This is a genomic window from Burkholderia sp. FW306-1C-G01B (assembly GCF_058781685.1).
In genome coordinates this window covers 144,338-163,753 of sequence record NZ_JBYSWZ010000014.1, presented here as the reverse complement: position 1 = coordinate 163,753, position 19,416 = coordinate 144,338, and the positions used below count along the sequence as shown (strand labels likewise).

The following is a 19,416-nucleotide window of genomic DNA, read 5'->3' as shown; positions in this document are numbered from 1 at the left end:
GCGTGCCCGGCGGTTTTCCTTTGTAACGGGCGGGCGATCCGGGCGTCGAACGGCGCATGACGGGCCGGGTCGAACGCTCAGGAAGCGTGCGCGCGGCGCATGCAGGAGGAGTAGCACGATGTGGATCAAACGTCCTTTGCGGAACGTACTGACCGGCGCCGATATCGCGCACAGCGAGATCACGCCGCGCGCGGTGTTCGAGAACCGGCGGCGCGTCTTGCAGGCGGCCGGCCTCGCGGCGGCGGGCGGGTTGCTCGGCGGCAGTGGTGCGGCATTTGCCGCGTATGCATCGCCCGACGCGCGGGCGGCGAAGCTCGCGGCGAAAACGAACCCGAAGTTCGTCGCGGCCGACAAGGTGACGCCGTTCAAGGACATCACGTCCTACAACAACTTCTACGAATTCGGCACCGACAAGAGCGACCCGGCGCAGAACGCCGGCACGCTGCGGCCGCGCCCGTGGCGCGTGAGCGTCGAGGGCGAGGTGCTGCACCCGAAGGTGTTCGATCTCGACGAACTGCTGAAGCTCGCACCGCTCGAGGAGCGCGTGTACCGGCTGCGCTGCGTCGAAGGCTGGTCGATGGTGATCCCGTGGATCGGCGTGCCGCTGTCCGAGCTGATCAAGCGTGTGCAGCCGACCGGCAATGCGAAATACGTGCAGTTCATCACGCTGGCCGATCCGTCGCAGATGCCGGGCCTCTCGACACCCGTGCTCGACTGGCCGTATTCGGAAGGGCTGCGGATGGACGAGGCGATGAATCCGCTGACGCTGCTGACGATGGGTGTCTACGGGCAGGTGCTGCCGAACCAGAACGGCGCGCCGGTGCGAATCGTCGTGCCGTGGAAGTATGGCTTCAAGAGCGCGAAGTCGCTCGTGAAGATCCGCTTCGTCGACCAGCAGCCGAAGACGAGCTGGAACACGTACGCAGCGAACGAATACGGCTTTTATTCGAACGTGAACCCGAACGTCGATCATCCGCGCTGGAGCCAGGCGACCGAGCGGCGCATCGGCGAGGACGGCTTCTTCACACCGAAGCGCAAGACGCTGATGTTCAACGGCTACGGCGATCTGGTTGCGTCGATGTATCAGGGCATGGACCTGAAAAAGAACTTCTGAGCGCGACGGTGAGAAACGACATGCCTCCTTCGACGCTGACACCCGCGCGCGCAGCCGGCACCGGATCGACCGCACGCGCGGCCCGGGCCGGTGCTGCTCGTACCGGCGCGCCGCGCTGGCTCGTGCCGGCCAAGGTGCTGGTTTTCGCGGCCGGCCTCTATCCGCTTGCGCGTCTCGTGCTGTTCGGGCTGACTGACCGGCTCGGCGCGAACCCGATCGAATTCATCACGCGTTCGACCGGCCTGTGGACGCTCGTGATGCTGTGCATCACGCTGGCCGTCACGCCGCTGCGGCGCATGACGGGCTTCGCGACGCTGCTGCGCTTTCGCCGGATGATCGGGCTGTTCGCGTTCTTTTACGCGACGCTGCATTTCACGACCTACCTGTGGTTCGACAAGTGGTTCGACGTCGTCGCGATCCTGAAGGACGTCGGCAAGCGCCCGTTCATCACGGTCGGCTTTGCCGCGTTCATGCTGCTGATCCCGCTCGCCGCGACGTCGCCGCGCGCGATGGTGCGCCGGCTCGGCCGCCACTGGGCGACGCTGCACTGCGCGATCTACGCGATCGCGCTGTTCGGCGTGCTGCACTTCTGGTGGATGAAAGCCGGCAAGCACGATCTCGCGCAGCCGAAGCTTTACGCGGCGATCGTCGCCGCGCTGCTCGGCTGGCGGCTGGCCGCATGGGGATGGCGGCGCGTGCGCACGTGACGGCACGGCCTGCAAAAACAAAAGGCGATGACCGGGAAGTCATCGCCTTGTTTCGCGAGCTGCGCGGGCGCCGTCGCGTCGTTACTGCGCGACGGCCGAGCCCGACGCCGGTGCGGGCATTTTCGATGCGTCGCTCGACAGTTCGGGCGTCAGCGTGAGCGGCGTGCCGGACGAATCGGGCACACTGTCGGATGACGCGTTTTCATCGGTCGGCTTCACGTCCGACGGCGGCGTGTCCTGCTGTTGGATCGGCTTGGGCAGCGGAGGCACGGTAGGCAGATAGAGCGGGCCGCTTTGACCGCAGCCGGCAAGAATCGCCAAAGCCGCTACAATCGCGCTCATCCGGAAAACGACTCGCATGATCGTCCCTGAACAATTGAACCGATAGAGTTTAGCATGTCCGATACCGAATACCTGACCCGTGCCGAGGCCGTGCTGACGGCCGTCGAGCGTACCGTCGACACCGCGAACGACGGCGACTACGACATCGATCTGGAGCGCAACGGCAGCGTCCTGACGCTGACGTTCGAGAATGGCTCGAAGATCATCGTCAACCTGCAGCCGCCGATGAAGGAAGTGTGGATCGCCGCGAAGGCGGGCGGATTCCACTACCGTTTCGTTGATGGCGAATGGCGCGATACGCGCACGGGCACCGAGTTCTACGCGGCGCTCACCGAATACGCGACGCAGCAGGCCGGCCTGCCGATCACGTTCAGCGCGTGACGGCCGGGGCGCCGGGCCCCGAATGCCGTACCAAAAGAAAAAGCGCCCCGCAGTTCATTCACGGGGCGCTTTTTTCATGTCCGGGGCCGCGGGTCAGTGGCCGCGGAACAGGTTCATGATGTCCTGCTTTTCCTGCTCGTCGACGTGCGGCGCCGGCGCCGCTTCGTCGACGTTCTGCGCGGCCGGCGCCTGCGGCACACCGACCGTCGACACGAAACCGTGCCCCGGCGTGAAGTCGGTGAAGTACAGCTCGCTGCCGAGCGACTCGACGCCGTCCGGCATCGTCGGCTTGAACTCCGGTACGCCCTTCAGCGCCGCGCCCATGTAGTCGATCCAGACGGGCAGCGACAGGCCGCCGCCGGTTTCGCGATCGCCGAGGCTACGCGGGTTGTCGTAGCCGATCCACGCGATCGCGGCGAGCGTGTGCTGGTAGCCGGCGAACCAAGCGTCGTGCGAATCGTTCGTCGTGCCGGTCTTGCCCGCGAGGTCGGTGCGCTTCAGGATGTTGGTCCGCGCGCCCGTGCCGCGCTGCGCGACGCTCTGCAGCAGGCTGTTCATCACGTATGCGTTGCGCGCGTCGATCGCGCGCGGCGCGTTCTGCTCGGCGACGAGCGGTTGCGCGCGTGCGACGATCGCGCCGTTCGGATCGGTGACTTCGGCGATCAGGTACGGATTGACGCGGTAGCCGCCGTTCGCGAAGACCGAGTACGCGCCGGCCATCTGCAGCGGCGTGACCTGGCCCGCGCCGAGCGCCATCGGCAGGTAGGCCGGATGGCGCTCGGCGTCGAAGCCGAAGCGCGTGATGTACTGCTGCGCGTACTTCGTGCCGATGTGGTTCAGGATCCGGATCGACACGAGGTTGCGCGAGCGCTGCAGCGCGGTGCGCATCGACATCGGGCCTTCGAAGCCGCCGCCGTAGTTCTTCGGCTCCCACGGCTGCCCGCCCGTTTCGGCGGCGCTGAAATACAGCGGGCCATCGTTGATCACGGTTGCCGGCCCGAGGCCCTTGTCGAGCGACGCCGAGTAGATGAACGGCTTGAACGACGAACCCGGCTGCCGCCATGCCTGCGTGACGTGGTTGAACTTGTTCTTGTTGTAGTCGAAGCCGCCGACGAGCGAGCGGATCGCGCCGTCCTGCGGGATGATCGACAGGAACGCGCCTTCGACCTGCGGCAACTGCGTGATCGACCATTTGCCGGTGTCGTTCTTCACGACGCGGACGATCGCACCGGGGCGGATGCGGCGGTTCGGCTGCGCGTTGGTCGACAGCGCGCCCGACGCGAAGCGCAGGTTGTCGCCTTCGATCGTCGCAGTGCTGCCGTCGATGAACGCGACCGTGATCTGGCGCGGGCTCGCGGCCGTGACGACCGCGGCTATCAGTTCGCCGTTGTCGGGGTGCTCGAGCAGCGCGTCGTCGATCGCCTGTTCGCGGTCGTCCGCACCGGCCGGCAGCTCGATGAAGCCTTCCGGCCCGCGATAACCGTGCCGACGCTCGTAATCCATGATGCCCTTGCGCAGCGCGGTATACGCGACCTGCTGGTCCGCGGAATCGATCGTCGTGACGACGTTGAAGCCGCGCGTGTAGGTTTCCTCGCGGTACTGCGCGTACATCATCTGTCTGACCATTTCCGCGACGTACTCGGCGTGCACGCTGAAATCGCGGCCCGGGCCCTTGACGACGAGCGGCTGCGCGACGGCCTCGTCGTACTGCTCGCGCGTGATGAAGTTCAGCTCGAGCATCCGCTGCAGGATGTATTCCTGGCGCACCTTCGCGCGCTTCGGGTTCACGACTGGGTTATACGCGGACGGCGCCTTCGGCAGCCCCGCGAGCATCGCCGCCTCCGCGAGCGTGATGTCCTTCAGGTCCTTGCCGAAATAGACCCGCGCGGCGCTCGCGAAGCCGTACGCGCGCTGGCCGAGATAGATCTGATTCATGTAGACCTCGAGAATCTGATCCTTCGTCAGCGCGCGCTCGATCCGGTACGCGAGCAGCATCTCGTAGATCTTGCGCGTGTAGGTCTTCTCGCTCGACAGGAAGAAGTTGCGCGCGACCTGCATCGTGATCGTGCTCGCGCCCTGCGATGCATGACCGTTCGTCAGCGCGACGAAGCCGGCGCGGATGATGCCGGTGAGGTCGACGCCGCCGTGATCGTAGAAGCGTGCGTCCTCGATCGCGAGGATCGCCTTCTTCAGCGAGTCGGGCACGTCCCTGAAATGGACGACGTCGCGGCGCTCTTCGCCGAATTCGCCGATCAGCACGTGATCGGACGTATAGATGCGCAGCGGCACCTTCGGGCGATAGTCGGTCAGCGCGTCGAGCGACGGCATGTTCGGCCACGCGACGACGAGCGCATAGCCGAGCACGAGGCCGCCGGCCACGACGAGGGCCATGCACATCGCGGCGAAGCCGAGCAGGACTTTTTGCCACCAGGGACGCTTCTTCGGCTCCGGGGCGGGAGGCGGGGACGTAGGAGTCGTGGATTGCATAGGCATACCGGAAAACAGTCTCGCGATTATAGCTGCCCGGTAAGACCGGTCCTGACACGGGGGCTGCCCGCCGGAAAGCCGCGGGTTGCCGTGTCTTCAGCATAGCCCGCGCACGGCTGTTCCGAGCCGATGCTGGCCGTTCGGCCGACTGTCGGCCGAACGCGCCGCTTTGCAGAATCAGGTCTCGGAAACGCGGCATGGGCCGCGACGATCGCGGGAGGCCGGGATGGCGGGACGATGGATGGCGCGGTTCGCGCAGGGCAGGCACGGGGCGACGGGAATCGACGTCGGGGCGGACGAGGTGAGGGTGGTTGCGCTGAGCCGGCGCGCCCGTGCTGCCGATGTGCGCGTCGAGGGGCTCGAGCGGGAGCCGGTCGGGTTGGCGGGCGGGCCGGAAGACGCGCGCTGGGCGGCGGTTGCGCGCTCGCTGGCGGCGGCCGTGTCGCGGCTGGCGGCGGCGGGAGTGAGGTGCGAGGCGTGCGGCGTGATGGCGCTGTGCGATGAAGAGATCCGTACCGCGACGCTCGACCTGGCCGGGCGTGACGACGTCGAGGATGCCGCGCGTCAGGCGGCCGAGCGCATTTCGGGGCTGGCGCCGGACAGCCTCGCGTTCGACTGGCGGCAGGATGGCGGCGCGCAGTCTGGCGAGATCGAGGTCGCGGTGGCCCCGCTGGCGCTGCTCGAACGGCGGATCGACGTGGCCGCCCAGGCCGGTGTCGACCTGACGGCCGTCGACGGCGAGTCGGCGGCCGCGCTGCGCGCGTTGCGTTATGCGGCGCAGTTCGAACTCGACGCGCACGATCCCTATGCCGCGCTCTGGTTCAGCGACTCGGGCGTGCAAGCGTGGCGGGTCGACGGTGCGCTGGCCGCGCAGGTGCTCGCGCTGTCAGGCGGGGTGCCGGAGGCGTTCTCCGACGCATTGCGCCAGCGCGTGCTCGGGGCCGTGCGTTGCGTACTCGTGGCCGGGGACGAGCGGTGCATCGCCCGCTTCGGGACGTCCGTCGCCGATATCGGCGACGTGCTCGGCGCGGTTGCGGTGCCGTTCGACTGCACGGGCTGGGATGGGCAGCCGTGCCCGCCCGCCGGCATGCCGGGCGGCCCTGCATTCGCCGTCGCGTTCGGGCTGGCGTTGCGCGGGGTGTGGGAATGATGACCGGTCGCATGCCGGCACGCGCGTCCGGGCCGGCTGAGGTCGATCGTGCGGGGCTCGGCGGTTTCAACCTGCTGCCGTACCGCGAGCGGCTGGCGCAGGCGTTGCGACGTCGCCGGGCCGCGCAGTGCGGGGCGGCAATCCTGCTCGGCGTGCTCGGCGCCGGTCTGTGGACGGGCGCTGCCGCATGGCTACGGTGGCGCGCGGACGCCGAGCGCGTAAGCGTGGAGACGCGGCTGCGGCAGTTGCAGCCGCGGGTGGAAGTTGCGACGCGCACCGCCAGTGCAGCAGCCGCCGCCGCTCGGCGCGGCGCGCGGGCAGCCGAGCTCGCCGCGCCTTACCGGCGCGTCGCAGCGCTGCTGGCGACGCTGGCGCAGGTGCGAGACGACGCGGTTCGGCTCGACACGCTGCGCACGACACCGACGGGTGCCGAGCTCGATGTGCGCGCCACGAGTTACCGGGCGGCCGAGCGATGGCTCGCCGGGATGGCGCGCGAGCAGCGGGACTGGCGGATCGATATCGACGCGTTGAAGCCTGCTTCGGATGCACCGGTCGCGTCGGCGGGGATGCCGTTCCGGTTCTCGGTCCAACTGTATTGGCGCGATGCGATGTCGTCGCGAAGCACATCGGGAAGCGGCGCATGACGGCGATCGTGCATCGGCCTGCGCCGCGCGGCGAAGCATGGCTGCGCGGCATGCGGCGCGTGTCGCCCGAGGCTGCACATACGGCCGGCTGCGCGCTGGCGTTCGCAGCCGTGCTGGCGGGCGGCATTCATCTGGCGAATGCCGCCGACTGGAGCGGGCTCGCGCACAGTCGCACGTTGCTGGCAGCGGCGCAGGTGCGGGAGGCCGATGCGCAGCGCGTGCTTGCGGCCGCCGGGCAACGGCGCGACGCAGGTCCGGCACCAGCGCGCGATGACCGCTTGTCGCCTGCGCCGGAATGGGGTGCGCTGATGCTCGAACTGGCCGATCTCGCAGCGTCGAGCGGGCTGCGTCGCGTAACGATCGAACCGCAGCAAGCCGGCGGCGCGGCGCCGGACGGCCGGCGCACGGTGCGTATCGTCGCGGATGGCGGCTTTCGCGCGTTGTTGCACATGGTCGGCGGGCTGGCAGGCTTTCCGGTGCTGGCAGTGCCGTCGGTGCTGCGTGTCGAGCGAGGATTGCAAGCTGCACGCGTGGAAATGTCCGTCGACGTTTTTCCGGCGCTGCCGGCTGCAACGGGCGCTGGCGGCACGGCGGCGGTTCCGGCAGCGGCGCTCGACGAGGACCCGTTCGACACGGCTGGCTTGTCCGCAGCGGATGGTCAGGCTGCCCGCCTGGCCGGCACGATTCGCGACGCGCGCGCCGGTCTCGCGCTGGTCGACGGCGGCGACGGCACGTTCACCGCCGTGGCGCCCGGCGAAGCGCTCGGGGCTGCGCGCGTGGTGCGTGTCGAGCCCGCGGCCGTGACGCTCGCGACGGCGGACGGGGCGCACCGGCTCGTTCTCGATGACGGAGGCCGGCCATGATGAAGTACGGATGTCGGGCACTCGCCGTCGTCTGGGCCGGATTGACGGCGGCCGGGGCAAGCGCGTCATTGCCACCGCTGCCGGCCGTCTGGCCAGCAGCGGCGATGGATGCGCAGGTGCCGGGCCTGCCGCCGCCCGGAGGCTTGGCCGATGGCGTGGATGATGCCGTGTCGGCGGAGGTCGGCCCGCAACGGTTCGATCACGCGGCTCACGCGGCGCGTCAGGCAGAAACCGCCGCTCCGGCTCCCCGGCTGGAGGGGCCGCCGATCCCGTTGGCGCCGCCGGCCCGGATGAGCGACGACGCGGCACGGCAACCGGGCGATGCGAACGACGCGCGTCGAATCTCGCTGAATCTGCAGGGCGTAGGTCTCGCAGCTGCATTCGACGCGTTCGCCCGGTTCACGGGGCTCAATATCGTCGTCGGTGAGCAGGTGCGCGGCACCGTCACGTTACGTCTGAACAATGTTCGCTGGCGCGATGCATTCGACACGCTGCTCGACACGCACGGGCTCGCGATGTCGCGGCGCGGCAACGTGATATGGGTCACGCCGGCGGCCGAACTGGCCGCGCGCGAACGCGAGCGCTTCGAGATGCACGCGCGGGCCGCCGATCTGGAGCCGCTCGCGAGCCGTACGTTCGCGCTGCACTACCCGCGTGCGCAGGACGTGCAACGGCTGCTGGCCGGCGCGACCGGCCAGCGCCTGCTGTCGAAGCGCGGCGCCGCGGCGGCCGATCCGCGCACGAACCTGTTGTTCGTCACCGATCTCGAACCGCGTATCGCGCAGATCGCGGGCCTGATCGACGCGATCGACCGGCCATCGCGGCAGGTCCGGATCGAGGCGCGCATCGTCGAGGGCGAACAGGGCTTCTCGCGCAACCTCGGCGCACGCGTCGCGCTGCGTGCGCAGGGGCGCCCCCCGTCGGGCGACGGCACCACGTTCGCGGCGGACGCGCGCAACGCGCTCGACCTTGCCGCGCGGCCGCTCGGCGGCTTCGAGGCGGCAACCGCCGGCTTCACGCTGTTCGCCGCGCCGCTCAGCCGCGTACTCGACATCGAACTGAACGCACTCGAAGCGCAGGGGCGGGGACAGATCGTTTCGCGTCCGCGCGTGGTGACCGCCGATCGCGTCAAGGCTATCGTCGAGCAGGGTTCGGAGCTGCCGTACCAGGCGAAGATCGGCAACGGCGTGAGCGGCGTGCAGTTCCGCCGCGCGACGCTCAAGCTCGAGGTCGAGCCGCAGATCACGCCCGACGGGCGCGTGGTGCTCGACCTGGACGTGACGAAGGACAGCGTCGGCGAGCCGACGGCGGCCGGCCCGGCTATCCATACGAAGCACGTGCAGACGCGCGTCGAGGTCGAGGACGGCGGGACGGTCGCGATCGGCGGGATCTACGAGCAGCTGCGCCGGAACGATGTGACGCGCGTGCCGCTCTTGGGCAAAATACCGATTCTGGGCGCGCTTTTCCGGCACCGCGCGCAGCGCGACCAGCGCAGCGAACTGGTCGTCTTCATCACGCCGACCGTCGTCGATGCGCGCTGCGATGCGCGCGGCGCGGCTGGCGCGGATCACGACAAAACGGGGCCGGAAGCCGCCGGCGCAGGCTCGACAAGGCAGCCGCTTTGCCAGTAAGCTGCGCCACACACCAGCAAGATTGAAGCAGAGGAAGCCGTTGCAAGCGCGGGACCCACATGCAAACGTATTTTTCGTCGGCCTTATGGGAGCGGGTAAGACCACCGTGGGCCGTGCGGTCGCGCGTCGTCTCGACAGGACGTTCTTCGACTCCGACCACGAAATCGAGGCCCGCACGGGCGCGCGCATTCCGGTGATCTTCGAGCTGGAGGGCGAGACCGGGTTTCGCGATCGCGAAACGCAGGTGATCGCCGAGCTCACGCAGCGCGAGAACATCGTGCTCGCGACGGGCGGCGGCGCGGTGCTGCGCCCGGAAAATCGCGACTGCCTGAAAAGCAGTGGCATCGTCGTCTATCTGCGTGCCAATCCGCACGATCTGTGGCTGCGCACGCGCAAGGACAAGAACCGCCCGCTGCTGCAGACCGAGGATCCGAAGGGGCGTCTCGAAGCGCTCTACGAAGTGCGCGACCCGCTGTACCGCGAATGCGCGGATTTCGTCATCGAGACCGGCCGTCCGTCGGTCAACGGTCTCGTCAACATGGTGCTGATGCAACTCGAACTGGCGGGCGTCATCGCCAAGCCGCTACAAGCATGATTACTGTCAACGTCGATCTGGGCGACCGCGCCTATCCGATTCATATTGGCGCCGGCCTGATCGGCCGCGCGGAGCTGTTCGCGCCTCACATCAAGGGTTCGTCCGTCACGATCGTCACGAACACGACGGTCGATCCGCTTTACGGCGACACGCTGCGCGCGGCGCTCGCGCCGCTTGGCAAGCATGTGTCGACGGTCGTGCTGCCGGACGGCGAGGCGTACAAGAACTGGGAAACGCTGAACCTGATCTTCGACGGCTTGCTGACCGGGCGCGCGGATCGCAAGACGACGCTCGTCGCGCTCGGCGGCGGCGTGGTCGGCGACATGACGGGCTTTGCCGCGGCGTGCTACATGCGCGGCGTGCCGTTCATCCAGGTACCGACGACGCTGCTGTCGCAGGTCGATTCGTCGGTCGGCGGCAAGACGGGCATCAACCACCCGCTCGGCAAGAACATGATCGGCGCGTTCTACCAGCCGCAGGCCGTGATCGCGGACATCGGCGCGCTGGCGACGCTGCCCGATCGCGAACTGGCGGCCGGTGTCGCCGAGATCATCAAGACCGGCGCGATCGCCGATGCGGAATTCTTCGACTGGATCGAGGCGAACGTCGACGCGCTGAACCGTCGCGAGCCGGCAGCGCTCGCGCACGCCGTGAAGCGCTCGTGCGAGATCAAGGCGAGCGTGGTCGCGGCCGACGAACGCGAAGGCGGCCTGCGCGCGATCCTGAACTTCGGCCACACGTTCGGCCATGCAATCGAGGCCGGCCTTGGCTACGGCGAGTGGCTGCACGGCGAGGCCGTCGGCTGCGGGATGGTGATGGCGGGCGACCTGTCGGTGCGGCTCGGCCTGCTCGACGAAGCGTCGCGGCAGCGGCTCGACGCGGTGATCGCGGCCGCGCACCTGCCGACCCGCGGGCCCGCGCTAGGCGACGCGCGCTACATGGACCTGATGCGCGTCGACAAGAAGGCCGAGGCCGGCGCGATCAAGTTCATCCTGCTGAAGCGATTCGGCGATACGCTGATCACGCAGGCGCCGGACGAAGCCGTATTCGCTACACTGGCGCAGACAACCCGGTAATGGCGGCCCGGATGCCCCGGCGCCCCTGACATGGAGGAGACGTGAGCGAGACATCCAGCAGCACACTGCCCGAAGCCGGCCGCGCATCCGCTGCGCCGGTGGCCGAGCCGCCGACGCTGGCGGCGCTGGAAGCCCATCTCGCTCCGTATGCCGCACACGCGTCGCAGTCGCGCGGCCGCCGCCATCCGGAAACGCCGCCGGCGGCGCGCACCGAATTCCAGCGCGACCGCGACCGCATCGTCCATTCGACCGCGTTTCGCCGGCTCGAATACAAGACGCAGGTCTTCGTCAATCACGAAGGCGACCTGTTCCGCACGCGCCTCACGCACAGCCTCGAGGTCGCGCAGATCGCGCGCTCGGTCGCGCGCAACCTGCGCCTGAACGAGGATCTCGTCGAGGCGATCTCGCTCGCGCACGATCTCGGCCATACGCCGTTCGGCCATGCCGGGCAGGACGCGCTGAATGCATGCATGCGCGAGCACGGCGGCTTCGAGCACAACCTGCAGAGCCTTGCCGTCGTCGACGAGCTCGAGGAGCACTACGGCGCGTTCAACGGGCTGAACCTGTGCTTCGAGACGCGCGAAGGCATTCTGAAGCACTGCTCGCGCGAGAATGCGCGCAAGCTCGGCGCGCTCGGCGAGCGCTTCCTGCAGGGCCACCAGCCGTCGCTCGAAGCGCAGATCGCGAACATCGCGGACGAAATTGCCTACAACAACCACGATGTCGACGACGGCCTGCGTTCCGGCCTGATCACGATCGAGCAGCTCGCGGAAGTCGAGCTGTGGCAGCGCCACTACGAGGCGGCGCTCGCCGAATTCCCGCACCTCGAAGGCCGCCGTCTCGTGCACGAGACGGTGCGCCGCATCATCAACACGCTGATCGTCGACCTGATCGACGAGACGACGCGCAATCTCGCGCGCGGGGCACCCGCGTCGCTCGACGACGTGCGCGCCGCGCCGCCGCTCGTGTCGCACAGCGCGACGGTCGCCGCGCAGGCGGCCGCCCTCAAGCGTTTCCTCTTCAAGAACCTGTATCGCCACTACAAGGTGATGCGCATGGCGAGCAAGGCGCAGCGCGTCGTCACGGGGCTGTTCGACGCGTTCATCGACGATCCGCGCCTGCTGCCGCCGCCGTACCAGTCGGACGACGCAACGCAGCAACCGCGTCTCGTCGCGCACTACATCGCCGGAATGACCGACCGCTTCGCGCTGAAGGAATATCAGCGCCTGTTCGTCGTCAACGACAACTGACTGTCACAAACGATCACTAGACTTCGCCGGTTCAATGGCGACGGGAATGTTGCACACGCTGTTGGTAACGTTTTCATAGGAGAGAGGTCGATGAAGAAGAAGCCTGCGGGGACCATGGTTCGTTCGATCGCGCTCGGCGGCGCGCTGATGTTCGGTGTGCAGCACGTGGCGCTCGCCGCGACGGAGATCCAGTTCTGGCATGCGATGGAGGCCGCGCTCGGCGAGCGGGTCAACGCGATTGCCGAGCAGTTCAACGCGTCGCAGAGCGACTACAAGATCGTGCCGGTCTTCAAGGGCACCTACGACCAGGCGCTCGCGGCCGGCATCGCCGCCTATCGCAGCGGCAACGCGCCGGCGATCCTCCAGGTCTATGAAGTCGGCACGGCCACGATGATGCAGGCGAAGAAGGCCGTCGTGCCCGTCTACGACGTGTTCAAGCAGGCCGGCGTGCCGCTCGACGAAAAGGCGTTCGTGCCGACCATCTCGAGCTATTACAGCGACGCGAAGACGGGCCACCTCGTGTCGATGCCGTTCAACAGTTCGACGCCGGTGCTGTACTACAACAAGGACGCGTTCAAGAAGGCCGGGCTCGACCCGAACCAGCCGCCGAAGACGTGGGCCGACGTGCAGGCCGATGCCGAGAAGCTGCGCAAGTCGGGGATGGCGTGCGGCTTCACGACCGGCTGGCAGGGCTGGATCCAGCTCGAGAACTACAGCGCATGGCACGGGCTGCCGTTCGCGAGCCGCAACAACGGCTTCGACGGCACCGACGCCGTGCTCGAATTCAACAAGCCGCAGCAGATCGCGCACGTCGCGTTCCTGCAGCAGATGGCGAAGGACGGCACGTTCACGTACGCGGGCCGCAAGGACGAAGCATCGGCGAAGTTCTACAGCGGCGACTGCGGGATCATGACGACGTCGTCGGGCGCGCTCGCGAACGTGCAGAAATTCGCGAAGTTCAGCTACGGCACGGGCATGATGCCGTACGACGCGAACGTGAAGGGCGCGCCGCAGAATGCGATCATCGGCGGCGCGAGCCTGTGGGTGCTGGCCGGCAAGGATCCGGCGACCTACAAGGGCGTCGCGAAATTCCTCGCGTACCTGGCATCGCCGGCCGTCGCCGCGAAGTGGCACCAGGACACGGGCTACCTGCCGGTCACGACGGCCGCGTACGACCTCACGCGTGAGCAGGGCTTCTACGCGAAGAACCCGAGCGCCGAAACCGCGATCAAGCAGATGCTGAACAAGCCGCCGCTGCCGTACACGAAGGGGCTGCGTCTGGGCAACATGCCGCAGATCCGCACGATCGTCGACGAGGAGTTCGAACAGGTCTGGGCGCAGAAGAAGTCGCCGAAGGACGCGCTCGATTCGGCGGCCTCGCGCGGCGACGAGTTGCTGCGCCGCTTCGAGAAGTCGGGCGGCTGAGCACGCATCGCTTCGTGCCGCCGGCCGCGCCGCGCATGCGCGCGTGCGGTCCGGCGGCGCGGTTTCTTTTCCGTTTCGCCTGACCGGATCTCCGCGATGCAATCCCGTTCCCGCTTCGGTACGAGCCTGGTGCCGTACCTGCTGATCGCGCCGCAGCTCGCGATCACCGCCGTGTTCTTCCTGTGGCCGGCCGGTGTCGCGCTTTGGCAGTCGACGCAGATGCAGGACGCGTTCGGCACGTCGAGCGAATTCGTCGGCTTCGCGAACTTCACGCGCCTGTTCGCCGATCCGCTGTACCTCGATTCATTTCGCACGACGCTCGTGTTCAGCTCGCTCGTCACGGTGAGCGGGCTCATCGTGTCGCTGCTGCTCGCCGCGTGCGCCGACCGCGTGACCCGCGGCGCGCGCGCGTATCGCACGCTGCTGATCTGGCCGTACGCGGTCGCACCGACGATCGCGGCCGTGCTGTGGGCGTTCCTGTTCAACCCGAGCATCGGGCTCATCACATATGCGCTCGCGAAGGGCGGCATCGTGTGGAACCACGCGCTGAACGGCGGGCAGGCGATGTTCCTCGTCGTGCTCGCGTCGGTGTGGAAGCAGGTGAGCTACAACTTCCTGTTCTTCTACGCGGGCCTGCAGGCGATCCCGCGCTCGCTGATCGAGGCGGCGGCGATCGACGGCGCGGGGCCGGTGCGGCGTTTCTTCCACATCGTGCTGCCGCTGCTGTCGCCGACGAGTTTCTTCCTGCTGGTCGTGAATCTCGTCTATGCGTTCTTCGACACGTTCCCGGTGATCGACGCGGCCACCGGCGGCGGTCCGGCGCAGAGCACGAAGACGCTGATCTACAAGATCTTCGCGGAGGGCTTCCAGGGGCTCGACATCGGCAGTTCGGGCGCACAGTCGGTCGTGCTGATGATCATCGTCGTCGGGCTCACGGTGATCCAGTTCCGCTTCGTCGAACGCAGGGTGCAATACGCATGATCGAAAATCGCAAGGGCTTCGACCTGTTCTGCCACGCGGTGCTGGTCGCGGGCGTCGTGCTGATCGTGTTTCCTGTCTACGTCGCGTTCTGCGCGGCGACGATGAATGCGCAGGAAGTGTTCACGGTGCCGCTGTCGCTGGTGCCGAGCACGCACCTGTTCGAGAACATCGCGTACATCTGGGGGCACGGCAGCGGCGGCACGACGGCGCCGTTCGGCCGCCTGCTCGTGAACAGCTTCGCGATGGCGCTCGGCATCGCGGTCGGCAAGATCGCGATGTCGATCCTGTCCGCGTACGCGATCGTCTATTTCCGCTTCCCGTTTCGCAACACGGCGTTCTGGCTGATCTTCGTCACGCTGATGCTGCCGGTGGAAGTGCGAATCTTCCCGACCGTGCAGGTCGTGTCGACGCTGCACCTGACGAACACCTACGCGGGGCTCACGCTGCCGCTGATCGCATCGGCGACCGCGACGTTCCTGTTCCGCCAGTTCTTCATGACGCTGCCCGACGAGCTGATGGACGCCGCGCGCATCGACGGCGCGGGCGCGCTGCGCTTCTTCTGGGACGTCGTGCTGCCGCTGTCGAAGACGAGCATCGCGTCGCTGTTCGTGATCACGTTCATCTACGGCTGGAATCAGTATCTGTGGCCGATCCTGATCACGACGGAGGCGTCGCTGTCGACGGCGGTGGTGGGCATCAAGACGATGATCGCGAGCGGCGACGCCGCGACCGAATGGCAATACGTGATGGCGGCGACGCTGATGGCGATGATGCCGCCGCTCGTCGTCGTGCTGGCGATGCAGCGCTGGTTCGTGCGCGGCCTCGTCGATTCCGAGAAATGAATGACGGACGGCAACCGGGAGAAAGACCAAGTATGGCTGCGCTGAGCTTGAAGGGCGTCAGGAAATCCTACGACGGCAAGCAGCATGTGCTGCATGGCATCGACGTCGAGATCGCCGACGGCGAATTCATCGTGCTGGTCGGCCCGTCGGGCTGCGGCAAATCGACGTTGCTGCGGATGATCGCGGGGCTCGAGAGCGTGACGGATGGCGAGATCGCGATCGGCGACCGGGTCGTCAACGCGCTGGAGCCGAAGGATCGCGACATCGCGATGGTGTTCCAGAACTATGCGCTGTACCCGCACATGACGGTTGCGCAGAACATGGGCTACGGGCTGAAGATCCGCGGGATCGAGCGTGCGGCGATCGACTCGCGGGTGGCCGCGGCCGCGAAGATCCTCGAGCTCGAGCCGCTGCTCGCGCGGCGGCCGCGCGAGCTGTCGGGCGGCCAGCGGCAGCGTGTCGCGATGGGGCGCGCGATCGTGCGCGAGCCGTCGGTATTCCTGTTCGACGAACCGTTGTCGAACCTCGACGCGAAGCTGCGCGTGCAGATGCGGCTCGAGATCCAGCGGCTGCATGCGCGGCTCGCGACGACGAGTGTCTACGTGACGCACGACCAGATCGAGGCGATGACGCTCGCGCAGCGCGTGATCGTGATGAATCGCGGCTACGCGGAGCAGATCGGTGCACCGGTCGACGTGTACGAGAAGCCGGCGACGGTGTTCGTCGCGGGCTTCATCGGTTCGCCCGCGATGAACCTGATGCACGGCCGGCTGTCGGACGACGGCGCGACCTTCTCGGTCGCGGGCGGCGGCCCCGCGCTGCCGGTCGCCGGCGCGCCCGGTATCGGCGCGGCGATCGCCACCGGGCGCGACTGGGTGCTCGGCGTGCGCCCCGAACACATGACGCCTCAGCCGGGCGTCGCGCAGGCGACGCTGCCCGTCGACTCGTGCGAGCTGCTCGGCGCGGACAATCTCGCGCACGGCCGCTGGGGCAATCACGACGTCGCGGTGCGCCTGCCGCACGCGGACCGTCCCGCGCGCGGCACGGCGCTGGCGGCCGCGCTGCCCGCGCACCGGCTGCATTTCTTCGATCCCGAAACCGGCAAGCGCGCCGGCTGAACCTGCTGCATTTGCCGAGAAACCGACGATGATTTCCCGTACCGACTGGCCTTATCCGCGCGTCGTCGCCCATCGCGGCGGCGGCACGCTCGCGCCGGAGAATACGCTCGCCGCGCTCGACGAGGGTGCGCGACGCGGTCACCGGATGGTCGAGTTCGACGCGAAGCTGTCGGCCGACGACGTAACGTTCCTGCTGCACGACGACACGGTCGATCGAACCTCGAACGGCCAGGGGGCGGCGGCGGGCATGCGTTATGAGGCGCTGGCCGCGCTCGACGCGGGCGCATGGCTCGACGCGCGCTTCGCGGGCGAGCGGATGCCGACGCTCGAGGCGGCGGCAGCGCGCTGCATCGCGCACGGCCTGGCCGCGAATGTCGAGATCAAGCCGTGCCCGGGGCGCGAGCGCGAGACGGGGCAGCGCGTGGCGGCCGATGCGGCCGCGTACTGGCGCGATGCCGCGGTGCCGCCGCTGCTGTCGTCGTTCTCGTTCGATGCGCTGCAGCAGGCGCGTGCGATCGTGCCGGCGCTGCCGTGCGGGATGCTTTACGAGGCCGTGCCGGACGACTGGCATGCGCAAGTCGTCGGCGCGCTCGGCTGCGTATCGTTGCATGCAGACCACAAACGGCTCGACGAGCCGCTCGTGCGCGCGATCAAGGCGGCCGGGCTGCGCATCCTGGCATACACGGTGAACGACCTCGAACGAGCGCGCGAACTCGCGCGCTGGGGCGTCGACGCGGTCTGCACGGACCGGATCGACCTGATCGCCCCCGATGCGCTGGATGACATCGCGTAGCGGCCGGTCCCGCGCGACGGTGGGTACGGGAAGACCCTGAGACAAAAAAACGACGCCCCGGCGGGAATCCCGCCGGGGCGTTTTGCATCGTGGAGACGTTACGTCACGAAAATTCCGCTACAAATTGCAGCAGGATTAACCATTCCCCAAATATTCGACTACGCTTAGAAGCGGTAGCCGACGTTCAGGTACGTGACGATCGGGTTGAGCGAGATTTTCGCTTTCGACGTTTCGGTCAGGGTGCCGACCGGCGTCCGGCGGGCCGTCGTGAAGGTCGCGGTCACGCTGACCGGGATGTATGAGAGCGACAGGCCCGCGAACCAGTGTTTCGTGAAGTTGTACGTGAAGCCGGCGTTGAACACGGGCGCCCACTGGTTGCTGGTCGTCGCGCTGGTCGGGCCGCCGAGCACGCCGTTCTCGAACGTGCCGTTTGTGATCTTTGCGCCGGTGAACCAGACATACGTCGCGCCGACGCCGACATACGGACGGAACTTCGCGTTGGCGTCGTTGAAGTGGTAGCGAAGCAACACGGCGGGACTCCACTGATACGCACGGCCGAGTACGCCGAACTTTTCGAACTGACCCTTGCCGGTAATGTCGAACTTCGGCGGTATCCCCATAACGAGCTCGGTGGAGATGTGGTCGGTGACGAAGTAGCCAGTTGCGAGTCCAAGCGTGTCGGCGTCGTTGATGCCGGCGCCCGTGTTGGGAATCGATTGGTTGATGGGCGTGCCGCCAACGCGGTACACGAACAGCGGGTCGCTGCTGTCCTGCGGCGACAGGTGCAGCCAGCCGGTGCTGACGTAGAAATCACCTGCGGATTGTGCATGTGCCGTACCGCCCGCAAACGTGAATGCGAGCGCTGCGGCCCCCGTAATGGCCAGTTTTCGTTTCATTGTGTCTCCTCCGATCAAAGGCGTGCTCATTATGACGACTGCGTTTAAAACCAAACAAGCTCGTAAGTTAGAGTTTTCACCCTAGGATTAGCACGACCGTACGTATCCGCGCACCGGTAGGACGGGCATTCTACGCAGGTGTGCATTTTCGGACCTCCGGGTATTTCCTAACGCGTTCAAACGGACATTCAGCATGGCACGGCTAGCACGACTCTACGTTCCCGACCAGCCGCAGCACGTGATACTGCGCGGCCTGGATCAGCAACCCGCGTTCGTCGACGACCAGGACTACGAACTCTTCATCGATTGCCTGAAGGCCGCCGCGCGCGATCATCACCTGTCGGTGCATGCCTATGTGCTGCTGCCGCGCCAGGTGCAACTCCTCGTGACGCCGAGCGACGAGGCGAGCCTGCCGAAAGCGATGCAGGCCGTCGGTCGCCGCTACGTCGCGCATTTCAACCGGCGCTATTCGCGGCGCGGCACCCTGTGGGAAGGCCGCTATCGCGCGACCGTGATCGAAGGCGAGCGCTATTTCCTGCTCGCGAGCCGCGTGGTCGAGATGAGCCCGGTGCGCTCGCAACTCGTCGCGACGCCCGAAGCCTATCGCTGGTCGAGCTACCGGCATCACGTCGGGCTCACCGTCGACAGCCTGATCACCGACCATCCGCTCTACTGGGCGCTCGGCAACACGCCGTTCGACCGCCAGCGTGCGTACAAGGAGCTGTGCGAGCAGCCGCTCGATGAGCGGCAGGCCGACCAGTTGCAGCAGGCGACGCTGAAGGGCTGGGTGCTCGGCGGCGAGAACTACCGCGAGTGGGCGGCGCGCACCGCGAACCGGCGCGTGTCGCCGCTGCCGCGCGGACGCCCCAGAAAGGTGCGTGAGAACACGCCGCCGATCCAGCAATAACGCGGGAACGGCGGCCGGGAAGCGGCGCTGCGGGCGCCGCTTCTTTTTGCACCAAAACGATACGACCCCAATAAAACAGCACCAGATCGAAGCATCCATTTAATTGGGGTTCGATCAAACGGTTTTTGTTGCTATTCCTTTGATTCGTCGCGTATATTCCGAATTCCGGTGGCCCGGGCGAAGCATGCCCACCCACTGTCGGCCGCGCCGTCTC

The 19,416-nt window shown here is 67.4% G+C and carries 19 protein-coding genes; 16 read left to right on the top strand and 3 right to left on the bottom strand.

The genetic code is table 11. The annotated features are described in order from the left end of the window. Positions 1-118 precede the first annotated feature (118 nt). On the top strand, positions 119-1,114 hold the full coding sequence (gene msrP / locus AC3WLY_RS26270) for a protein-methionine-sulfoxide reductase catalytic subunit MsrP (RefSeq protein WP_175963248.1): 996 nt from the start codon (positions 119-121) through the stop codon (positions 1,112-1,114). Between the two features lie 20 nt (positions 1,115-1,134). After that, complete coding sequence (msrQ, locus tag AC3WLY_RS26265; protein ID WP_175963247.1) at positions 1,135-1,821, top strand: protein-methionine-sulfoxide reductase heme-binding subunit MsrQ; 687 nt, start codon at positions 1,135-1,137, stop codon at positions 1,819-1,821. Between the two features lie 81 nt (positions 1,822-1,902). Here msrQ and lptM read toward each other — a convergent pair whose 3' ends face one another. Then, positions 1,903-2,181 (bottom strand): LPS translocon maturation chaperone LptM, encoded by a 279-nt coding sequence (gene lptM, locus AC3WLY_RS26260; RefSeq protein ID WP_347064293.1) that lies wholly within the window; start codon positions 2,179-2,181, stop codon positions 1,903-1,905. Between the two features lie 36 nt (positions 2,182-2,217). Here lptM and cyaY point away from each other — a divergent pair, with 36 nt between their 5' ends. Beyond that, a complete protein-coding gene (cyaY, locus tag AC3WLY_RS26255) occupies positions 2,218-2,544 on the top strand; it encodes an iron donor protein CyaY (RefSeq protein WP_492308792.1) in 327 nt (108 codons plus the stop codon). A 93-nt stretch (positions 2,545-2,637) separates the two neighbouring features. On the opposite strand, the gene AC3WLY_RS26250 is transcribed toward cyaY, so the two are convergent. Beyond that, positions 2,638-5,031 (bottom strand): penicillin-binding protein 1A, encoded by a 2,394-nt coding sequence (locus AC3WLY_RS26250; RefSeq protein WP_175963245.1) that lies wholly within the window; start codon positions 5,029-5,031, stop codon positions 2,638-2,640. A 226-nt stretch (positions 5,032-5,257) separates the two neighbouring features. Between AC3WLY_RS26250 and AC3WLY_RS26245 the strand changes: the two genes are divergently transcribed. The 12 genes from AC3WLY_RS26245 to ugpQ all read left to right on the top strand — a co-directional run bounded on the left by AC3WLY_RS26245 (position 5,258) and on the right by ugpQ (position 17,399). Beyond that, positions 5,258-6,181 carry a type IV pilus biogenesis protein PilM gene (locus tag AC3WLY_RS26245; protein WP_175963244.1) on the top strand — a complete coding sequence of 308 codons (924 nt, stop codon included), beginning with the start codon at positions 5,258-5,260 and terminating at the stop codon, positions 6,179-6,181. Further along, the gene (locus AC3WLY_RS26240; protein WP_492308842.1) at positions 6,181-6,825 is read left to right on the top strand and encodes a fimbrial protein; all 645 of its coding nucleotides are present in this window, start codon (positions 6,181-6,183) and stop codon (positions 6,823-6,825) included. Before AC3WLY_RS26245 ends, AC3WLY_RS26240 begins: the two co-directional genes overlap by 1 nt. After that, the gene (locus AC3WLY_RS26235; protein WP_492308793.1) at positions 6,822-7,688 is read left to right on the top strand and encodes a pilus assembly protein; all 867 of its coding nucleotides are present in this window, start codon (positions 6,822-6,824) and stop codon (positions 7,686-7,688) included. Before AC3WLY_RS26240 ends, AC3WLY_RS26235 begins: the two co-directional genes overlap by 4 nt. Next, positions 7,685-9,319 (top strand): type IV pilus secretin PilQ, encoded by a 1,635-nt coding sequence (locus AC3WLY_RS26230; protein ID WP_492308794.1) that lies wholly within the window; start codon positions 7,685-7,687, stop codon positions 9,317-9,319. The genes AC3WLY_RS26235 and AC3WLY_RS26230 overlap by 4 nt, the downstream gene beginning before the upstream one ends. Before the next feature lie 40 nt (positions 9,320-9,359). Continuing rightward, complete coding sequence (gene aroK / locus AC3WLY_RS26225) at positions 9,360-9,914, top strand: shikimate kinase AroK (RefSeq protein ID WP_175963255.1); 555 nt, start codon at positions 9,360-9,362, stop codon at positions 9,912-9,914. Next, complete coding sequence (gene aroB / locus AC3WLY_RS26220) at positions 9,911-10,990, top strand: 3-dehydroquinate synthase (RefSeq protein WP_310142000.1); 1,080 nt, start codon at positions 9,911-9,913, stop codon at positions 10,988-10,990. Before aroK ends, aroB begins: the two co-directional genes overlap by 4 nt. 41 nt (positions 10,991-11,031) lie before the next feature. Next, positions 11,032-12,240, top strand: a complete 1,209-nt coding sequence (locus AC3WLY_RS26215) for a deoxyguanosinetriphosphate triphosphohydrolase (RefSeq protein ID WP_492308795.1) — start codon at positions 11,032-11,034, stop codon at positions 12,238-12,240. 90 nt (positions 12,241-12,330) lie between these two features. After that, positions 12,331-13,665, top strand: a complete 1,335-nt coding sequence (ugpB, locus tag AC3WLY_RS26210) for a sn-glycerol-3-phosphate ABC transporter substrate-binding protein UgpB (RefSeq protein WP_492308796.1) — start codon at positions 12,331-12,333, stop codon at positions 13,663-13,665. Positions 13,666-13,761: 96 nt separating this feature from the next. After that, positions 13,762-14,646, top strand: coding sequence for a sn-glycerol-3-phosphate ABC transporter permease UgpA (ugpA, locus tag AC3WLY_RS26205; protein ID WP_492308797.1), 885 nt, complete (start codon positions 13,762-13,764; stop codon positions 14,644-14,646). Then, entirely contained in the window at positions 14,643-15,488 is an 846-nt protein-coding gene (gene ugpE, locus AC3WLY_RS26200; protein WP_175963237.1) for a sn-glycerol-3-phosphate ABC transporter permease UgpE, read from the top strand. Before ugpA ends, ugpE begins: the two co-directional genes overlap by 4 nt. A 32-nt stretch (positions 15,489-15,520) precedes the next feature. Then, complete coding sequence (locus tag AC3WLY_RS26195; RefSeq protein WP_310141994.1) at positions 15,521-16,606, top strand: sn-glycerol-3-phosphate import ATP-binding protein UgpC; 1,086 nt, start codon at positions 15,521-15,523, stop codon at positions 16,604-16,606. Between the two features lie 28 nt (positions 16,607-16,634). Next, positions 16,635-17,399: a glycerophosphodiester phosphodiesterase gene (gene ugpQ / locus AC3WLY_RS26190; protein WP_492308798.1), complete on the top strand. Its 765-nt coding sequence runs from the start codon at positions 16,635-16,637 to the stop codon at positions 17,397-17,399. 164 nt (positions 17,400-17,563) lie between these two features. Here the strand turns inward: ugpQ and AC3WLY_RS26185 are convergent, their stop codons facing one another. Then, positions 17,564-18,295, bottom strand: a complete 732-nt coding sequence (locus AC3WLY_RS26185) for an OmpW/AlkL family protein (RefSeq protein ID WP_175963234.1) — start codon at positions 18,293-18,295, stop codon at positions 17,564-17,566. Positions 18,296-18,488: 193 nt separating this feature from the next. On the opposite strand from AC3WLY_RS26185, the gene AC3WLY_RS26180 reads away from it, so the two are divergent. Beyond that, complete coding sequence (locus tag AC3WLY_RS26180; protein WP_027783329.1) at positions 18,489-19,202, top strand: transposase; 714 nt, start codon at positions 18,489-18,491, stop codon at positions 19,200-19,202. Positions 19,203-19,416: the final 214 nt, after the last annotated feature.